This window comes from Priestia sp. SB1 (genome assembly GCF_038898415.1).
The window spans coordinates 68,307-87,602 of sequence record NZ_JBBJSS010000002.1; the positions used below are offsets into that span (position 1 = coordinate 68,307).

The 19,296-nt window shown below is 33.2% G+C and carries 15 protein-coding genes and 1 pseudogene; 8 read left to right on the forward strand and 8 right to left on the reverse strand.

What is annotated here, in order from left to right; genetic code table 11:
* Positions 1–26: 26 nt before the first annotated feature.
* The 3 genes and pseudogenes from WKH56_RS05655 to WKH56_RS05665 all read right to left on the reverse strand — a co-directional run.
* A pseudogene (locus tag WKH56_RS05655) lies at positions 27–128 on the reverse strand (LysM peptidoglycan-binding domain-containing protein); the annotation flags it as partial.
* Between the two features lie 63 nt (positions 129–191).
* Positions 192–824, reverse strand: a complete 633-nt coding sequence (locus WKH56_RS05660; RefSeq protein ID WP_342834812.1) for a LysM peptidoglycan-binding domain-containing protein — start codon at positions 822–824, stop codon at positions 192–194.
* Between the two features lie 128 nt (positions 825–952).
* Positions 953–1,663, reverse strand: a complete 711-nt coding sequence (locus WKH56_RS05665) for a hypothetical protein (RefSeq protein WP_342834813.1) — start codon at positions 1,661–1,663, stop codon at positions 953–955.
* A 115-nt stretch (positions 1,664–1,778) separates the two neighbouring features.
* Here WKH56_RS05665 and WKH56_RS05670 point away from each other — a divergent pair, with 115 nt between their 5' ends.
* Both WKH56_RS05670 and WKH56_RS05675 read left to right on the forward strand, forming a co-directional pair.
* On the forward strand, positions 1,779–2,384 hold the full coding sequence (locus tag WKH56_RS05670) for a hypothetical protein (protein WP_342834814.1): 606 nt from the start codon (positions 1,779–1,781) through the stop codon (positions 2,382–2,384).
* A gap of 101 nt (positions 2,385–2,485) precedes the next feature.
* Positions 2,486–2,683, forward strand: a complete 198-nt coding sequence (locus tag WKH56_RS05675) for a hypothetical protein (protein WP_316910764.1) — start codon at positions 2,486–2,488, stop codon at positions 2,681–2,683.
* Positions 2,684–2,783: 100 nt separating this feature from the next.
* Here WKH56_RS05675 and gltP read toward each other — a convergent pair whose 3' ends face one another.
* Positions 2,784–4,040 carry a glutamate/aspartate:proton symporter GltP gene (gene gltP, locus WKH56_RS05680; RefSeq protein WP_342834815.1) on the reverse strand — a complete coding sequence of 419 codons (1,257 nt, stop codon included), beginning with the start codon at positions 4,038–4,040 and terminating at the stop codon, positions 2,784–2,786.
* 238 nt (positions 4,041–4,278) lie between these two features.
* Here gltP and WKH56_RS05685 point away from each other — a divergent pair, with 238 nt between their 5' ends.
* The 4 genes from WKH56_RS05685 to WKH56_RS05700 all read left to right on the forward strand — a co-directional run bounded on the left by WKH56_RS05685 (position 4,279) and on the right by WKH56_RS05700 (position 12,404).
* A complete protein-coding gene (locus tag WKH56_RS05685; RefSeq protein ID WP_342834816.1) occupies positions 4,279–5,829 on the forward strand; it encodes an AAA family ATPase in 1,551 nt (516 codons plus the stop codon).
* 70 nt (positions 5,830–5,899) lie between these two features.
* Positions 5,900–7,864, forward strand: coding sequence for a vWA domain-containing protein (locus tag WKH56_RS05690; protein WP_342834817.1), 1,965 nt, complete (start codon positions 5,900–5,902; stop codon positions 7,862–7,864).
* Between the two features lie 16 nt (positions 7,865–7,880).
* Positions 7,881–9,326 carry a hypothetical protein gene (locus WKH56_RS05695; RefSeq protein WP_342834818.1) on the forward strand — a complete coding sequence of 482 codons (1,446 nt, stop codon included), beginning with the start codon at positions 7,881–7,883 and terminating at the stop codon, positions 9,324–9,326.
* A gap of 18 nt (positions 9,327–9,344) precedes the next feature.
* Positions 9,345–12,404 (forward strand): helicase-related protein, encoded by a 3,060-nt coding sequence (locus WKH56_RS05700; protein WP_342834819.1) that lies wholly within the window; start codon positions 9,345–9,347, stop codon positions 12,402–12,404.
* A 27-nt stretch (positions 12,405–12,431) separates the two neighbouring features.
* Here WKH56_RS05700 and WKH56_RS05705 read toward each other — a convergent pair whose 3' ends face one another.
* A complete protein-coding gene (locus WKH56_RS05705; RefSeq protein ID WP_342834820.1) occupies positions 12,432–13,430 on the reverse strand; it encodes an L-tyrosine/L-tryptophan isonitrile synthase family protein in 999 nt (332 codons plus the stop codon).
* 173 nt (positions 13,431–13,603) lie between these two features.
* On the opposite strand from WKH56_RS05705, the gene WKH56_RS05710 reads away from it, so the two are divergent.
* Entirely contained in the window at positions 13,604–13,897 is a 294-nt protein-coding gene (locus WKH56_RS05710) for an HPF/RaiA family ribosome-associated protein (protein WP_342834821.1), read from the forward strand.
* Between the two features lie 239 nt (positions 13,898–14,136).
* Here WKH56_RS05710 and WKH56_RS05715 read toward each other — a convergent pair whose 3' ends face one another.
* Positions 14,137–15,144 carry an aspartate-semialdehyde dehydrogenase gene (locus WKH56_RS05715; protein ID WP_342834822.1) on the reverse strand — a complete coding sequence of 336 codons (1,008 nt, stop codon included), beginning with the start codon at positions 15,142–15,144 and terminating at the stop codon, positions 14,137–14,139.
* A gap of 388 nt (positions 15,145–15,532) precedes the next feature.
* Here WKH56_RS05715 and WKH56_RS05720 point away from each other — a divergent pair, with 388 nt between their 5' ends.
* A complete protein-coding gene (locus WKH56_RS05720; RefSeq protein WP_342834823.1) occupies positions 15,533–17,407 on the forward strand; it encodes a helicase-related protein in 1,875 nt (624 codons plus the stop codon).
* A 43-nt stretch (positions 17,408–17,450) separates the two neighbouring features.
* On the opposite strand, the gene WKH56_RS05725 is transcribed toward WKH56_RS05720, so the two are convergent.
* Together WKH56_RS05725 and dapG are read right to left on the reverse strand one after the other, a co-directional pair.
* Positions 17,451–17,963, reverse strand: coding sequence for a hypothetical protein (locus WKH56_RS05725; RefSeq protein WP_316910754.1), 513 nt, complete (start codon positions 17,961–17,963; stop codon positions 17,451–17,453).
* Positions 17,964–18,080: 117 nt separating this feature from the next.
* Positions 18,081–19,295 (reverse strand): aspartate kinase, encoded by a 1,215-nt coding sequence (dapG, locus tag WKH56_RS05730; RefSeq protein ID WP_342834824.1) that lies wholly within the window; start codon positions 19,293–19,295, stop codon positions 18,081–18,083.
* Position 19,296: the final 1 nt, after the last annotated feature.

Sequence of the window (19,296 nt, forward strand, 5' to 3'; positions counted from 1 at the left end):
GTAAGTATTTGACCTACGTAAATAGTATTTGCTGTTAGGTTGTTAGCTGCTTTTAAAGCGGCTACGCTCATATTAAATTTGGTTGCAATTGAAAACAGAGTATCGCCAGCTTGAACTTTGTAAGTCATAGATGGACTAGTAGGTTGAACTGTTTGTGTTGGCTGAGTTACTGTTGGTGCAGTTGTAGAGCCTTAAGAAACTAACAAGCTTTGACCTACATAAACTGTATCTCCTGTTAAATTGTTAAGGGATCTTAACGTGTTAACTGTAAGGTTATGTTTCGTTGATATACTCCAAAGAGTATCTCCCAATTGCACTTTGTAATAAGAAGGTGAAGTGCTTGGAGTAGTAGTAATTGGGGTTGTGTTTAAAGTTTCTTGAGATTCATACCTTGGGACTGAAAGATACTGACCATATACATAGCCTTCTTTTCCTCCGGTTGAAATCTTATACCATCCGTTTGTGTTAGAAAGAACCTCTACTTCCGTCCCACCGTTTAAGGATGTCGTAATAGAATAGTTGGTCCCTGGACCGCTGCGAACATTTAAAGTACTAGAAACTGTAACGGTACGGTATTCTTTTTTGGTAGTAGTAGCTGGTTTATCGCTAGCGGTTTTACTTACTAATAGTGTTTGTCCCACTTTAATAGTATCCGATGACAAGTTATTTAAATTTTTAAGTTCACTTACAGATAAATTATTCTTTGTAGCAATGCTATACAAAGTATCTCCACTCTTAACGGTTACGGTAGCTGCAGATACAACCGTAGGTGCAAGTATAGCCGCTACAGTTAAACCTGTCGTTGCATAAGTTAATTTTTTCATATAAATTAACCTCCTGTTTTTTTAGAAAGGAAATGCTGTTGTTTAGTTATAAGCAAAAGCTTGAATAAATCAAGAGAAGTAGAACATTTAATCTGTAAAAAAGACAAAAAACCCTTTTATACCAAGGGTTAAGACTGAGGATTATTTTCTAGGAATTCTGTGTACAATCTTGTTAACTCCATACCAGTTGTATTGAAAACCTCAACATTAGGTTTATGCATACTTTTGCTAATGGCTGATGTTAGTGGCATTAAGTTTTCTGGCAGAAGGTATTCTATATATAAATTCAATTCTTTTTGATCGGGATTAAAATAAAAAATTAAAGGTAGTACATCGTTTTTTCTAGAGTCTATAACATCTTGAAATAATAAAATTTCACCCTTGTAACTAAAGATGCATTGAATGAATATCCCCTCGGCCATTCCATAGAATAGAGGTTTAAAGTCTTCTACTTCTTTTTTAACTAATTTATTTAGGGTTGTGCGCTCGGTGTCATTGTAATAGTAGGACATTATAGGAAAGAATAGCTGGCGACTAATATCCTGAGAAAAAATGTCGTCTTTTTCACTTGTTAGCTTCTCACAGACTGTATTTTCAAAAGGCTTATCACAAAATGGGCATATATCAATATTAATGTCTTTATTGGGGCTATGATATATAGAATCGTAGTTATAGCGAATTTTATCTTTTTTTATTCCTTCAATTATTACATTAGTTAGAGTATAAGGAGACTGATTAATCTCTAAACGAACATCAAATTGCATTTCTTGTTTTTCACGAAGTAAATCAATAAACTCTACGTGTTTATGTTGATGAAAGTGAAATATTTTAGCTGTCAAAACTGCCCACCTCCCCTTTTAAAAGGTCTTTAACCTCTTTCTAAATACCAAAACTGTTCCCTTTTTAAAAGGGAAAATAAGAATTCATTTTAAGTTATAACAGAGGTGATGACTGGTGAAGGCAAAATTAATTCTATTATCAGGTTTAACAGCGATTGCTTTAGCAGCTTGTCAAAACGATGACACTGCAACTAAAGAAAGTTCAGATACAAAGCAAAGTGCACAGGTGACTAGTGAAGAAAAGACTACAGACCAAAAAGAAGTGAAAAAAGAAAATGAAAAAGTAACAACTAAGGAAAAAGTTCAAGAAGAAAAAATTGAGAAGAAAGTAGTTACTGCCAAACAGACAGATGAGAAAGATAAGAAGGTTAAAGATGATAAAGCAATGGTATTAAAAGCAGAAGATACAATTGTAAACTATTTTAATGCTATTTCGTTAGGTGATGTAACTACTCTACAAAAGATCTATCCATCGGGTACCGAAGAAAATCAACAGCTAGGCAAGATGTTTCAAAGTAGTAAAGTTACTGCAGATATAATTAATATGAAAAAAGTAACTGTAAACAGCAAGGAAGCTCAATATAAAGTAAAAGTAAAGATTTACACAAAACAAGACGATTCTAATTTCACCGATAATGTGTCAGACTACGAAGTGACATTAGATATGAACAATGGAACTATAAAAACTAAATCAATAACGTCTACTGACTATCTAGAATAGAAAAACCGCTTAAGCGGTTTTTTATTTGTTTTTAAAAAGAACATTAGAAGTTTTGATGCATATATTGTTTGGTTGTCCTTTTGTCTAAGGGAGTTGATTTTTTGTCAGTTTCTAATTTAATAATGATTGGCCTAGGTGCTCTTGTAGCATTTGGATTATGTGTGTGGTATTATCTCGCTTTAACAAGAAGTAATGATGAAGAAGAAAGAATAGTGAAACGGGACTTAACATACGATGTAGAACCTGCATATACATTAAACTCTGGTAAAGACCAAGAAAATAACGAAAACAAGCAATAGATCCTTCATAACCCTATTTAGTCGCACTATTATTTTTAATTAGACTAGTAAAAAGAAAAAGCCAAGAAGTTAATTTTACTTCTTGGCTTTAGTTTTTGTATTATTCTAGGCTAGTTAAATAATCTTCTTCTTTTGTTTTATCGTATTGTCCTTCCCATTTAGAAATGACGATAGCCGCTAAAGAGTTACCTATAACATTTACTACTGTGCGTGCCATATCTAAAATGCGATCAATACCAGCAATAAACGCTAATCCTTCTACTGGAAGTCCTACGGAACCTAATGTTGCTAAGAGTACTACAAATGAAACTCCAGGGACTCCAGCAATACCTTTTGAAGTTATCATTAAGACTAAAACTAACGAAACTTGTTCCATTAGTGACATATCAATTCCGTATAATTGAGCAATGAAGATAGCTGCAATTGATTGGTATAGAGTAGATCCGTCTAGGTTAAACGAGTAGCCGGTGGGAATAACAAAGGAAATAATTGATTTAGGGCAGCCTAACTTCTCCATTTTTTCAATGATTTTTGGAAGTACTGTTTCCGAACTTGAAGTTGAATAAGCCAAAATAAGTTCATCTTTTAAAACTTTGAATAAGTTAAAGATATTAAACTTACATAATTTTGCTACAAGACCTAATATCACTACTATGAATACGAACATTGCTACGTATACAAGGATAACAAGTTTACTTAATGGGATTAGAGAGGATATACCAAATTTAGAAACCGTTACGCCAATTAAAGCGAAAACACCTAATGGTGCTAATTTCATTATGAGGTTAGTGACGTGGAACATTGCATCTGCTGTTGCTTGGAAGAATTGAAGAACCGGCTTTCCTTTTTCTCCAATAGCTGCCACACCAAGACCGAATAGTACAGAGAAAAAGATAATAGCTAGCATATTACCATCTGTTAGTGCGGAGAAAATATTTTGAGGAACAATGTTAATAAACGTATCTGCTAGACTATGAGATTCTACTTGTTCTGTTGTAGCTACGTAAGTTTGGATATTGCCTTTAGATAAGGAGGACATATCAATACCTTTACCAGGTTGGAATACGTTGGCCGCTACTAACCCAAGAATAATAGCTATAGTTGTAATGATTTCAAAATATAGTAGTGTCTTTCCACCAATCTTCCCCAGTTTTTTTATGTCGCCTACCCCTGCTACGCCAACAATTAAGCTTGAGACTACGATTGGAACAACAATCATTTTAATGAGCCGAATGAAAATTGTCCCAACTGGTTCCAAGTATGTTTGGACATTAGGGTTCCCGTAGAATACCCCTCCTACAACAATTCCTAAAATTAGTCCGATTAGTATTTGCCAAGCTAACCCTATTTTTTTCATACGAAGACCCCTTTCGTGTTAAAGAAATTAATTGGTGCGAATTTTAAAGCTTTCCAAATTTAAAGCTTAGCCTTTTATGTTTCTTAATTTTTTAATTTAGGAAGAAAAATGCTTTTACATTTATTTTTTTGAATATTTTATAAATTGTTTTTATGAGATGAAAAATAAGCTATATTACCTTCTTTTAACGTAAATAAAAAAATATAATGTGCTCAAATAAATAACAGGAGCCCATTATATGAAAAAGTTTTTAAGTAAGAACGCAGTTGTTTTAAACCTGTTTGAAAAAGAAACTGGTGTTTTGTATGGCGAAGACATCTTTATTTCTGTAGAAGGAATGTCAATTGGAAGTCCAATTTTAACTCGTAATGGTGCTACAGATTCTAATGTAGCAGAAGCTCTATATTGGCTTGAATATCACTATAATTTACTAGGGCTAGATTTAAAGAAAAATAACTCCTTAAGTGTTTATGACGTTTCTGAAAAACTTTTTGAACTTTACATCCTTTATACAGAGGAATCTGAATTTGAAATTTTATTTAATGGTGAACTTTTAGAAGAAATAAGTAGCTCGAAGGAAGACAAGCAAATAACAGAACTTAAACACCCTCCTGAAGAACAAAACCACGAAAGTAGCTTTAAGGATAACCCCTATAACCAATCCGATGTAACAACAACTTCTAGAAAAACTTTAAAGCCCTCACATACACCTGAAGATATTCTCAAAGAAGATTTAAATAGAATAGAATATGATCACTTAAGCGAAGGTAAGGTGAAACAAGCAATTGTTTTCCCTCCCTTATATAACGACGGAAAATACATAGAACAATTTTTAATAGAACGTGGTGTAAGATGCGCTCTAATAAAATGGGTTTTATCTTACCGTAAACACAATGCTAATAGATTTAAAAACGCACCTCAAGAAGTTGTTGATAGAATTGAAAAAAAACCTCACTACATAGGGAAAGTCCCGGTAATTGAAAAGGCTTTGGCCGCAATGATGCGTGACCAACCTCTGTCCCTTAAAGGAGAAGCCGGCACAGGAAAAACCACGTTGGTAGAAACAATTTCGTGTCTTTTAAACCTTCCCTTATTTAGTATTAACGGTTCATTGGAATCCAACAAAGCTACATTAGTGGGAGAAAAAGATATTGTAGGAAAAGGGAGACTTGTTACAAAAGATGGTCAAATGACAAAAGCAATGAAATGGGGAGGTATCCTCTATATTGATGAAATTAATATGATGCGTCCTGATGTACTAGCTATTGTAAACGGAGCTACCGATCATCGAAAAACATTTTATAACGATGTAGCTAAAGAAACTGTTGTAGGTCATACAGATTATCGCTTTATTTCTGCTATGAACATTGGATATGCGGGAGTAAAAAAGATTAATGAAGCTACAAGTGATCGCACCGCTTCCATTATATTGACTTACCTTGGAAAGAATGAAATGAAAACACTACTAAGAAACTTAGCACAAAGAGAGAATGTGCAGGCTAAAAAAATAGGTGCACCAGAACTAGAAGAAATTGATATTGTGAAGTTGACCAAAATCTATCTTGAGTTAACGGTTGCCTCTAAAAAAGGTTACATTCCTGTATTGGCTGCCTCCACTCGAAACATTATTCTATTGGCTAAAATTGTTCCTGTTTTGGGATACCAATTAGCATTAGAAATGATGTTAGATAAATTTGACGAATTTGCAGCTGAAATTGTTGGAGTGTTATCAAGTGACGAGCTATTAGATGAATTGGGTGTCGATCCAAACGAACTTCTTAATTCCTAAACAACTACGATGTAACATTAAAAGTAAGCCTCTCTCCTTTTAGAGAGGTTTTCTTAATAGGAGGATTTTTGTGATTTTAGAAAACCCGCAGATATTAAAATCCTTAGATGCGTTCTTGAGAAGAGCAATAGCAGATATAGAGGATATTGTATCTACAAGTAAAATGCAAGAGATAGAAATGACAAGGCTTGTTTTTAACGATGAAAAAGAATGTTATACGACTGGTAAAACAATAGTGGTGGGTAAGAATTTTCCTGTTTTTAAGCGTGATAATAACAACATTGTATATAGACAAGCTCAAGGGGTTATTGTTCACGAGCTCGCTCACGTTATTTTTACAAACTTTAAGCACTACGCTACTTTCATTAATACAGCTCCTCATAAGCATAAGAAAAGTAAAAATATCGCAAAAAGTGTTATTAATATTCTTGAAGATTATCGTATTGAAAATCAGGTAGCTGAATTAAATCCTTTTTATAAAAAATTGTTCCTAATGGTTCGTTTTCATATCGTACAAGAGGTAAGTGAAAAGATTAAAAATATTAAGATAGCTAATGATGTTGATAGGCTTAATGTACTTATAAACTCCCTCTTGTTTTTAGGTTTCATAAATAAGCCTTTAAAAACAGCAGATTCTACAACAAATGAAATACTAGTATCCTTGTTACCAATTGTTCGTAAAGCTACAATGGCAAAGTCAACTAAAGACGTAGCTGGCTATGCAGATGAAATAATGATTTTATTTAAAAAAATAGACATAGATGATAGTAACTTCTATGTAGATGAAGTAATAGAAAAGCTAATGGGTAAATTAAAAGCTACAGGCACTAATACTCCGCTTGAACGACAACAAATAGAAACGAGTCTTCCTGGTAGTCAGAATTCCGGCGATAAAGACGCGCCTGACAAATCAGTTGTTTTAGATATCACTAAGAGCCTAGAATTAGCTTCTAAAGACGCTGAAGATATTTTAGATGATTTAGTATCCCGAATGAACAAAGAGGTTCTCAGGCTAGAAAGAGAGGATATAACAAGCGACATTATAAATAACTACTTAAACACCTCTACAAATGAGAGACTTGAGTCACAAATAGAAAAGGAAGAAAAAGAAATAGCTGAGTTAATTAAAGATCTTCCACCCCTTCACTCTCGAAGAAAAGTTAATATCCGCAAACCTATTGAAATTGACAAGTATTCGATAGGCCACTATGAATCTTTAAAAAATGATTTAAGACTTCCTATTTTACGAACTACTTCCAAATTAGAACGAATAAAACAAACAAAAATTGAGGATTGGGAATACAATCAGAAATCAGGCTCCCTGGATACTAATGCTTTAACAAGATTTATAGCGTTTGATGAAGTAGATATTTTTAAAAAACAGTATCCTGATGATGAAAGATTGGCTATGGATGTAATGTTATTAGTTGATTGCTCTGGTTCAAACAGCGTTGAAGTGCTAAATCAAAAAAACAAAGAACGTTTACCTAGATATAAGGTTAATCAGATGATTGCGCTTTTTCTTCACGAAGTATTAAAAAGCATTGGATGGAGGCATTCAATATGGGCATTTGACTCTGGTAATACGGAGAATATAGCTCCTATTGTCCCCTTCACTGGATGTTTTGATAAAAAAGAAGGGTTAAAAATACGTTCTATAGGTGCAAGAAATGCTAACCGTGATGGAATGCATATTCGTATGGCCGGAAAACACTTAGCCGGGCACGCAGAAACAGATCGTAAATTATTAATTGTTCTCTCTGACGGTCAACCCGCTTCGCGTAACTATAGTGGCGTAGCAGCTATGTCCGACGTATATAATGCTACTCAAGAATTAAAGGAGCTTGGAGTTAAGACAATTGGAATATTTTCTGGTGATGAAGTAGAAAATCGATACTTTGAGCGAAAAGACAACAAAGGTGCGGGAATGTACGAAAGTGTAATTTTTCTTAATAATGACAGTATCTATGAGTTTCCTGATAAACTTTACAGCTTGCTAAATAAAGAATTTGAACTTGAGGATGATTCTTACTAATTAACTACTTTATGGTTTGAAAGAGAGGTTTTATATGACATTTTCCCTTAGAGCAATTAAAGAACTAGAATATAGAGCAAAGCGGCTACACAATAGGTTTAGTTTTAAAACGGAAGGAACAATGAGGAAGCCTGTTAATAGTCGGAATGCATCAGATTTCGAAAGTGATGTTGAGTATATGCTTCCTGCTGCTAACGAACTTAATTTTATAACTATTAAAGAAAATTATGAATACGCCCAAAATGTATTTAGTGCGGTGCAAAGATTATTAGTTGGCGGAAATAAAATTGTTCTGTCTGGTGGAACAAATGAAGAAATGAACGAACTAGTTATGAAGGAAACTCAAAATATATTAGATCTTATTTTAATGATTAAAGATAACGACAGGCAGTTTAAGAACATTATTTTTGATGAAAAACATAGGTTTGGTGAGCAGTGGTTTATAGAAATCGCTAAGCATATTCAAATAACTAATGATGTTTCTGTTTTTGTGAATGAATTAAATGGTGGAGATATTGCCTTACACATAAAAAAAGCATTGATGAACCCCAATAAAAAAGAAATAAACTTATATGGAATAGATCGAGATATAGATTGTGGAGCTGATTCAAGAAAGAAAGGTATCGAAACCGCACGTAACGGACTAGCTGAAGTAAGCTCTCTATGGGCTGATATTTCGTTTTGTGCAAATCACTACATAAATTTTGGCGATGAACGAAATTATTATATAGAAAGTGAAATCTATAATTTTTACAGAAAAAAGCTAACAAGGCAACAAGGAATCTTTGTTTTCAACTACCCCTTCTATCGAATTGATGACGTAAAAAACATTCTTAGTAATAATGAGTTAATAGCCGCTATTAACACAAATGATGAAATTGGAAACATAGTTTTTGTTCTTCGTTATGGAACCCCTAAAGAACACTCTAAAAAAGAGATTCAAAAAATAGAGTACCAACCTCAACGTTTACCCTCACAAATGACTGATGTAATTAACTACTATACGAAGCATATTGAAGAAGTTAAAACTTTTAGAGGTAAATATACCGATATGCACGATATTCGAACAGAGTTTGAAAATCAGGAAGATTCTACTGAGTTTCTCTTTGATTATTATCAACCTCGAAACAAACTACAGCAGCTTGATAATCCACTAATTGAATATAAGCCGGACCACGTACCCGCTATTGCAACTTCCGAAATTATTAATGGTCGATATGTAGATGAGGTATTAAAGAAAAAAGTAGGAAAACAGTTTGGATTTGATCACTTGTTCTCAACCAAAATAGTTAAACGCGAAACAGAGGAAAAGGAAGAAAAATTAGATAAGGACGGTAATAAAGTTGTGGAAATTAGTGAGAAAAAAAGTAACGTTATTGTGTCTATTGCTTTAATTGCTCAGACAGGAGAATATGTAGAATTATTTTCTAATGAAACAGAAGATGATGATGATTTTAACTAAAGAAGGTAAGGTGAAAGTTTGGACCGTTCATTAGACAACTTAAAATTAGATATGCACAATTCCTTAGATAGCTTAAGGTTAGATTTACATAACGGTGAACGCTCTTTTAATTTTAATACTGACCTCCTAATTGCTAAGAGGACTGAAAAAGAAAATGAGCTAGAGATATTAGCGGTTTCCCTGTATGAAACAAAGTCTGAGATTAATAAGCTAGTCAAGAAAAATAATGGTGCTTCTGGTAAAATACACGGACACCCCTTCTACAATTACGATCAGACAAAATTCACTATTAAAAAATTCTCTAACTTTGAAAAAAGAGAAACAGCAGGGAAAAAACATAGCCATCGGATAACGCTAATTAGAAAAAAAGACCTTGTAATAGATCAAACAGTAGAATCTTACCCGATTGTAATGTTACCTAAAGAAGAGGCGGAACATTTACAAACAATTGTTTTTGAATACGTTAGAGATAACATCGTTTCTCCGCTCTTCCCTGATGTGAGAATTCCGCAAGTGTTAGCAGGAGAACTATTTATATCTATAGAAGAAGCTCAAGTTATTTTAAAAAATGTTAATGATGGGGTTGTTAAGACAGAAAATGAAATAATGACAGCAGAAATGTTGCTTATGTATTATCAATGGGTTGATTACTTAGTGCAAGAATTAGCTAAGCGAAACAGGTTGCAACACTTAGAAGTAATTGCTTGTCCTAGAGATTTAATTGCATATGAGATAATTATTAATGAAACTGAAATTCGAGAAATCGTTTCTAGGGGGCTAATAGCAGGATGGATTAAAATTTCTAAAACCTCCAAGCTAACGAAGCGTTACGATGGCTTTGACACGTATATGCCTGATTATGCTAGCACATTTAAGCAAAGAATTGAGAGTATATCAGTTGCACAACATCATTATGGCGTAATAAGAGAACAAACCACCAAATACTTAAAACGTTTAGGTAGAGATCCTATATCCGTCCAACTAGATGCTATAGAAGCAGGTTTAAAATCTCTAAAGAAACAAAAAAGAGTAAATATAGTTGGTGAACCTGGTGTTGGGAAAACATACATTATGTCCTCTACTGCTTTTTTGGACTCGTTGTATTCCCAAAAAACGATGAAGCTCTTAGTAATGTCTCCAGATCATTTAGTGGAGTCTGCTTGGCAAAGAGAGACAGAAGAAACATTAAAAGAAGCGACTTACCATCATATAAATTCTGTAACAGATATTATGAAATACGAACAGCAAGGATTACTACTAGATGAAAAGCCTCGAGTATTTATATTACCTCAAAATTCCGCGAAGAGTGGCTATGCCACTATGCCAATGGTAAGGTGGGAAACTCACCTATTACCTATAGAAAACCAACCAAACAAATATAAGTCTCAAAAAGTATTTGTTTGTCCACACTGCGGTGATATTCAAAAAAGAAGAATTAAAAACACATACACTGATCCTAACGCAACAAAATTTATATATGTCCCCGTTCCTTATGACCATTATGCTACTGAAAGATACAATAATAGAAAATGTAATACGTGTCAGACAATTCTTTGGGGAACCACAAACAAAGAAGCAATTTCTTATAAAGAATTCGCTTCCGGAGAAGCTAAGGAATCTCCTTTTGTATACACAAGTGTAGGGTTTTTCCCTAGAGACTTAAAAGCCCTCAGAAGGCTTATAGAAGACACACGAAAGAAGTATGACGAGAAACCCACTAAAACCAAAAAAACTCAACTGTCAGGACTGAGAGCGGCTGAGTTGCAAATGAATGGTACTACAAAAGAAAAAAAACAAGTATCCCCTCATAAAGTGCCCATCGCTGATTACATTTTTAAAAATCTAAAGAATGTTTTTACTCACTTAATCATTGATGAGGTACACGAAATTCAAAATAGTGCTTCTGCAAGAACACAGGCTGCCGGAAAATTAATTGCATCTGTACCAAAGGTTATTACAGGTACAGGAACTTTAATGAACGGATATGCAAAATCCCTCTTCTTTACATTCTTTATGCTATTTCCAGAAAAAATGAAAAAAGCAGGATTTGAAATTGGTGATGTTGAGAAATTCCAAGTTGCCTTCGGTGTAACTGAAAAAAGATACCGCATAACGTCTGATAAAAAAAGAACTACTATAGCGCCTAAATCAAAGCCTGGTATATCCCCTATTATTTTCCCTATGTTCCTTCAGTCAACAAGTGTGTTTATTACCCTAGATGATTTAGAAACAGCGTTGCCTGCAATAGAAACCGAAGTTGTTGAGGTAGAACCATCTCAAGAGTTACTAAAAGGAAAACAAGAATTAGAACTAGCGGTAGCTGCAGCTACTAAGGGTGATGTGAAGTTATTTAAAGCCCTAATGCCTCTGTTATATTCTTATCTGGATATGCCAACGATACAAAGAGAAATTAAAGACGAAGACGGTAACTTAGTTCATTTAACTAAAGTTATAGCGAACGAAGATGACAGAAAAATTAATGCATTAAAATCAATAGTAAAAAAAGAAGTTGTACAAAATCAAAATAGAGTAATTGTTTATACATACTATACAAACGATGGTATTAATGACTATATAAAAGAGAAATTAGAAGAAGAAGGATATCGGGTTACAGTTCTCAACAAAAATACAGAACATAGTATTTCTTGTGACGGCACCTTAAAGAAAGTGCCTAAAAACAAACGCGAAGAATACATTAAAGCGGAGGTCAAACAAGGTACAGAGGTTCTAATCACCAATCCTGAGCTAGTTAAGACAGGAACAAACCTAATTGATTTTGCTCCTATTGTAAGATACCAGATGGACTATCAAGTTTATACTGAGCGTCAAGCGCGTGGAAGAACAAGAAGAATAGGACAAACCAAGCAATGCACAATCTATTACCTTTACTACAAACAATCATTTCAAGAAGATATTACAAAGCTAATGGCAACAAAAATAGTTGCATCTGAAGCAATTGAAGGAAAGATGCACTCTAGAGGTCTTGATGCAATAACAAATAGTCGAACTCCAGAAGAAGAGTTAGCAAAAAAATTCTTTGAAACAATGGGTTTAACTCATAACAAAAAGCCTGAATGAGATTTAATCATTCAGGCTTTTTGTTATTTATTTTTTAAAGAAAAATGGGTAATTGTATTCTTCTAAGTAAACTGGTTCATATTTCTTTTCGTTAATTGATTCCCAATTCTCCATACTCCAACGCTTGTCCCAGACTGCCATTCTTAAATGTGATCGATTTTGAAAGTAAGGATTCAAGAGAATGCTAAAAAATTTACTCTTTTTACTGGTGTGAGCAATAAGTAAATTAGGATTTAACTTTTTCAGCAAATGCAGTGCTCTACCTTCTCTAAAAATTAAGTTGTTGAATGCTCTAATGCGACAAGATTCTTTTGTGAGAAAAAAATTAAACACTTCAGAAAAATCCGGTTCAACATCTAGGTATGGGACAAGGTTCTCTTTCCATTTTTCAATTTGTGAAAAATAGGGCTCTCTTTTATCGTTCCATAACTTATAGTAGTGCTCTGATTTGGTTTCCCATCTGTTTTCAAACTCATATAAATTATCTCCAAACATCTCTGTCCATCTAGTTAAAACAATAGAATTTCGAGTGCCTGTTATTTTTTCAGCTGCTAAATTTAATTCTTGTAATATTTTATATGTTTGATCAAGTTCTTCTTTTGTCCATCCCCCTACTCTTTGGTATAGATCCCCTTTGTATGCAATGATAAATCTAAAATTATATGGATAAATCTCTCGTATTGTTTTTGCAACCATTTGTAAATGGATAAGAGTAATAAAATCAGCAATGTCGGGATGGATCCAACCGTTCGAGATATGTTCTTTTTTAAACTTAGGTGAAAATGTTGTTAAAAAGAAATCAATGGGTGCTCCTTTTGAAACAAGTGTTTTTAACTTAGAATAATATATGTTCTTAATTTCTTCTGACATTATACTACTACCTTCTAGTTGAACAATGGATTGGTTTGAGAACAGAAATCGGTGAATAACATCTGTAATAGTATCAGTATCTTTAACCTCTAAATTGTATTTATCAATAATTGATTTAAAATATAAGTTATTTAGTTCTAAATCTGCAATCTTCAAAGCTTTTCCCTCCCTTATAAGCTTAGTTCTCCAGCTGTGAGTATAATCAACATTTAACTTTTGTGGGGATAATTTCAATTATTTATTCAAGCCTGCTCATTGTTTTAACGAGGCACACAAAAATATAATTTTAAAACTAAGATGTAGAGAAAGAAGTTAAAGGGGAATGCTCGTTGAAAATACAATTTAGGGGCCATAACTTTGAATTACCTCAAACAATGCGAAAATATATAATTAGCAAAGTTCCAGCATTAGAACGCCTTTCTCAAAAAGATGTTAAAGTTTATTTGAGTGTAATGAAATTTCAATGCAATGTTAAATTAGAAGTTCTTTTATACGGAGAAAACCAAAATCGTATACGTGAAGAAAGTATCTCAAATGATTTAGATTCAGCGCTCTTAATATTAAATAGTAGACTTGAAAATCGTTTTAAGAGGCTTAAAAAAACTGAATTAGTAGAGATTTAATAATATTCTTCTAATACAAAAAAACTTATAGTTAAGAAACTATAAGTTTTTTTGTATTAGCTTTTTAATTGTTGTGCAATTGCGAACAAGAGTAGATGACAAGAATCGTTTTAAGTACTTAATAACAATTGCTTCTTTAAATTATACAAGCGCAGCATAGCGCAACATAATTTTTATGAAACGTTATGCAAACTTATTAAGTGTTACTAAAATCTATGCAAACTTATTAGTGTGAAGTATTAATTAGAAATAAGCTTTTCTGCAATTTGTACAGCGTTTAATGCTGCTCCTTTTAGTAAATTATCTGACACAACCCAAAAACTTGCGGCGTGGTCACTGTTTACGTCTTTTCTTAAACGGCCAACCATTGTATCGTAAACACCTTCTGAATTACGAGGCATTGGATACAATTGCTCTTTTGGGTCATCAATTAGCTTTAGCCCTTCAAATGTTTCCCAAAGACATCTTAATTCTTCAATGTTAATAGGTTTTTCAGTTTCAATATAAACTGATTCACTATGTCCAACAAATACAGGAACTCGGACACAAGTGGCATTTACTTGTATTGAGTCATCGTGCATTATCTTTTTAGTTTCGTTAATCATTTTCATTTCTTCTTTTGTAAATCCGTTTTCTTCAAAAATATCAATTTGAGGAATTAAATTAAAACTAATTGTATGAGGATATACCTTCGGAGTGTATTTTTCTTTATTTAAAAACGCTGAAGATTGCTCTTTTAATTCTTCAATAGCTTTTTTACCAGTCCCGCTAACTGCTTGATATGTTGAAACTACTACCTTTTTTAATCCTAAATGGTCTGCAATTGGTTTTAAAGATAAAACCATTTGTATAGTAGAGCAGTTTGGGTTAGCAATAATTCCTTGATGTGTAAGTATATCTTCTGGGTTTACTTCGGGTACTACTAAAGGAACATCATCTTTCATACGAAAATGGCTTGTATTATCAATTACTACCGCCCCACTATTAACCGCATACGGTGCATATTTTTCAGAGATACTTCCCCCCGCCGAAAACAAAGCAATATCAATTCCTTCAAATGATGCTTCCGTTAGCTCTTCAACGACTATTAGTTCGTCCTTATAATTTAGCGTTTTTCCTGCTGATCTAGCTGAGGCTAATAATTTTAATTTATTAACCGGAAAATCTCTTCTCTGTAACGTTTCAATCATTTTTTGTCCAACTGCGCCAGTTGCACCTACAACTGCTACATTGTACTTTTTCGTCATAGATAAACACCTCTAATAAATTTTTCCTCTAAATATGTAGAGGATGGGATTTTAAATCTACAAATCATACTATCCTTCATTATCTTCTATTTTTTTAAAATAAACAGGAGGAAAACTAAGCTTTTATAGGTGTGGAAATATACGAATTATACTAAATTGAACTTTAATTACCCTTAAAAAACCAACTTTTACTCAATTAATTTTTAGAGAAGAAATCATTTCCTACAGTTACTAATTCCTACAAACCAACATATTAAATAGTCATTACTAAAAAAGAAAAGAATATAAATAATCTTTAAGATGGTTTAGAAATATAGCTTGCTTTAAAGGGGTGTTTTTAGATGGAGTGAATAAAACCATAAGAATTATTAGAATTGGTGGTGATTAGATGTCTAATAAGCATCAAAGAAAGATTGAACAATCTATGAGAGAAATAGAGCATCTATTTAACGAATGTAAAAATGCTCAAGGTGATGAGATATTAAAATTAGAAAAAGAAATACGAAAACATCTAGAAAAAATACGTAATATTCAACTTACCATAAAGAAGTTAGCGCCACACCTTTTAACAGAAAATGTAGAAAAGCTAAATTTAATTAAAAAGGAGTTCATAGTACTATCGGAAAGCTTATTTAAAGAAATAACCCTAAAATACCCTATTAAAATGACGTATGCAGAACTTATAAATAATAAAGAGCATCACTTATTTAGACTTGGAATTCTAGGGTTAATAAACAAAGAAAAGCTTATTGAATCACTTTTTCACAACTTGTTTAAGAGACAAATACCTCCTCATCCAAAAGATGAACATCCTCTAGCTAGAACTATATCAAGAAAATTCATTATACATACAGGTCCTACAAATTCTGGTAAGACTTTTGATTCATTATTAAGGTTAAAAGAAAGTCAAAATGGAATGTACTTAGCTCCTTTAAGGCTCTTGGCATTGGAGGTATTCGAAAAATTAAATATAGAAGGTACCCCTTGTACACTGCTAACTGGTGATGAAGAAATACAAGTCCCCTTTTCTAATCATATCTCTTGCACCGTTGAGAAGGCAGACTTAAAGAACTTTTATGATTTAGTCGTAATAGATGAAGCCCAATTAGTAAGTGATTCATCAAGAGGAAACGCTTGGACTAGGGCAATACTGGGATTGTACGCAAAAGAAATCCACATTTGTTGTTCCCTCAATGCTGTACCTATTGTTAAAAGGTTAGTTGAAGATTGTGGTGATGTACTAGAAATCAATACAAATGAAAGAAAAACGCCTTTAATTATTGAGAAAGATAATTTTGAGTTCCCTAGAGATGTACGTGCAGGAGACGCATTAATTGTTTTTTCTCGAAAAAAAGTTCTTCAAATAGCCTCGGTATTAAGTCAATGTAACATAAAATCGAGTATGATCTATGGAAATCTACCCCCTGATACGAGAAGAAAACAAGTTGCTATGTTCGCATCGGGTGAAAATGAAGTGGTAGTCTCTACTGATGCTATAGGAATGGGATTGAATTTACCGATAAAAAGAGTGGTTTTGCTTGAAACAGAGAAATTTGATGGAAATGAAGAAAGGTCTCTGTCTGATCAAGAGGTTAAACAAATACTCGGTAGAGCCGGAGGAAAAGGTTTATATCCCGAAGGTTACGTAAACTCAGTTAAAAACAAAGAATTAATATTTGAGCAATTAGCCAAAAAAGATGAGAAGGTACGAGAGGTTTACATAGGACCGTTAGAAAGCACAATATTATCTTTGCGTTTCGGAACCTTAAAAGAAAAACTAAGTTATTGGAAGACCTTCATTTCTGAAGTACCTTACATAAGAAAAATTGAAATTACCCAACAACTTGAGCTACTTGAATTGTTACCAAAATATCTAGAAGAGAACTTGACGCAAGAACAAATATATCGTGCTATATATATCCCCTTTGACTATAGTAATGAAGAATTGTTATTAACGTGGTTACGGTATTTAAATGAGATAAGCAAATCTAATATTGAATTTGAAAAGCCGCTGTTTAATTTAGGATCTGATTTAGAAGGTTTGGAAACGGCATATAGAAAAATTGATTTGTATTATTCTTTCAGCAATTCTTTTAACGCTGTGTATGACGAGCAATGGATAACAGAAAGTAGAGATTTACTATCTACTCGGATTCACAACGTTCTTAGAGAACAAACCTTAAAAAGTGTTAAGCTATGCTCAAAGTGCGGAGAGTATTTGCTTATTGAGAACGAAACTAATCTATGTACTAATTGCTGTTAATGAAAAAAATAAAAGACGGGACATATATAATGTCATCCGTCTTTTAATTAATTTTCTTTTCAAGCTTTTGTTTTAATAAATACTCTTGAAACAACTTATAATTTGTAACTACTTTGTCTAAGTGTGTATCTTTAATCTTTTCTGTTTCCTTATACTTGGGGTATTCAAGAACTTTATAATCACCTTCTTTTAGAGGAACTCTTTCTTTTCTAACAACTTTATGAAATATTTCGTAAGCTTGTTGGCTAGGTATAGTTGCTTTGTTTTCATCTGAATACGATATGACGTTTCCTCTTTTGAAAACTATTTTGCAACCTTTTTCTAATTCAGTGATTTCTTCTACGTGCAAAGGTATTTTAAAACCTCTACGGTATTCTTTGGGTATAAACCACTCAAATCTAATACACAAGCCATCGTCAAATTTGTGGTATGCAATGAAACGGTAAGCATCTAAAATTGTAAAATTTGTGGTGTGTTTAGGATAAGATAGGACATACCTTTTTAATTCTGAAGAAGCCATTTGGTATGTGGAAGAATATAAAATTGGATAATTCATCAGACTATCCCTCTCTTCTTTTAAAAGGTATTATTAATACTATTTTTATTATTATTAATTATTCATAAACATTTTATTTTATTTTTCATAAAAAAAGCATACGATATCGTATGCTTTTCATCTTGCTAGTGGCTTGTCTAAACCGAACGAGTTATGTAAGAATCTAATAGCATCTTTTGATTGTTCTTCGGGTACAAGAACCCAAATTGTTGTATGAGAATCCGTGGATTGAAGAATAGGGATATCATTTGCGTAAAGTGTGTGGACTATCTTTCTTACTACTCCAGGTACGCCTGACATACTTGCTCCTACTAGAGATATTTTCACTACATCATCGCGTTGTTCAAAAGCTAAATTTAAATTTGCTAGAATTTCTTCTACTTTCTTAGCCTTATTCTTTTTAACTGTAAAGCCTACGCTATCTTGTGTAATATTGATGAGGTCTAAAGAAACGTTACTGTCTTCTAATAGAGAAAAAAGTTCATCTTGCATTGAGTAAGACATATTAGTTTTTACAACAAACTGCATTATTCCAGACGTTTGAGTGATGCCGGTTAAAAATTGGCCGGTATCCCGCTGATTTTGATCATCCAATTCGCTTTGATTTGTGATTAATGTACCTGTGAAATCACTAAAGGTTGACCTAACTCGAATTGGGATATTATACTGCATTGCAATTTCTACGGCCCTTGGGTGTATTACTTTCGCTCCTTGGTGTGCTAAGTTGCATATTTCGTTATAAGTCGTTTTTAATAAAATCTGTGCATCTTGGACGATACGAGGATCAGCAGTCATCACTCCCTCTACATCTGTAAATATATCAACATATTCTGCATTAACTGATGCGCCTAATGCCGTAGCTGAGGTGTCACTTCCTCCTCTTCCAAGTGTAGTAATTTCTAAATTGTCGGAAATACCTTGGAATCCTGTAACTACTAGAACGTCTGTTGTTTCTAGTTCTTTTAACATCCTTTCGGGTTTTAACTCTAAAATGCCCGCTTCATTAAATTCATTATTTGTTATAATTCCTGCCTGTCCACCTGTCAAAACACGATTAGAAATGCCTTGTTCAACCAACTCACTAGAAAAAACGCAAGCTGAAATTAATTCCCCTGTATTCATTAGAAGGTCTTTTTCACGTCCTGTGATATGTGGAGCCAAACTAATAAGTGTATCAGTTGCATAAGCATCTCCTGTTCTTCCCATAGCAGATACTACCACGATAACTTTATAATTTTCATTTAAGCCTTGTCGGATATGTTTAAAACAGTGTTGTCTACTTTCGGAACTTGCTACTGAAGTTCCGCCAAATTTTTGCACAATTATTTTCACT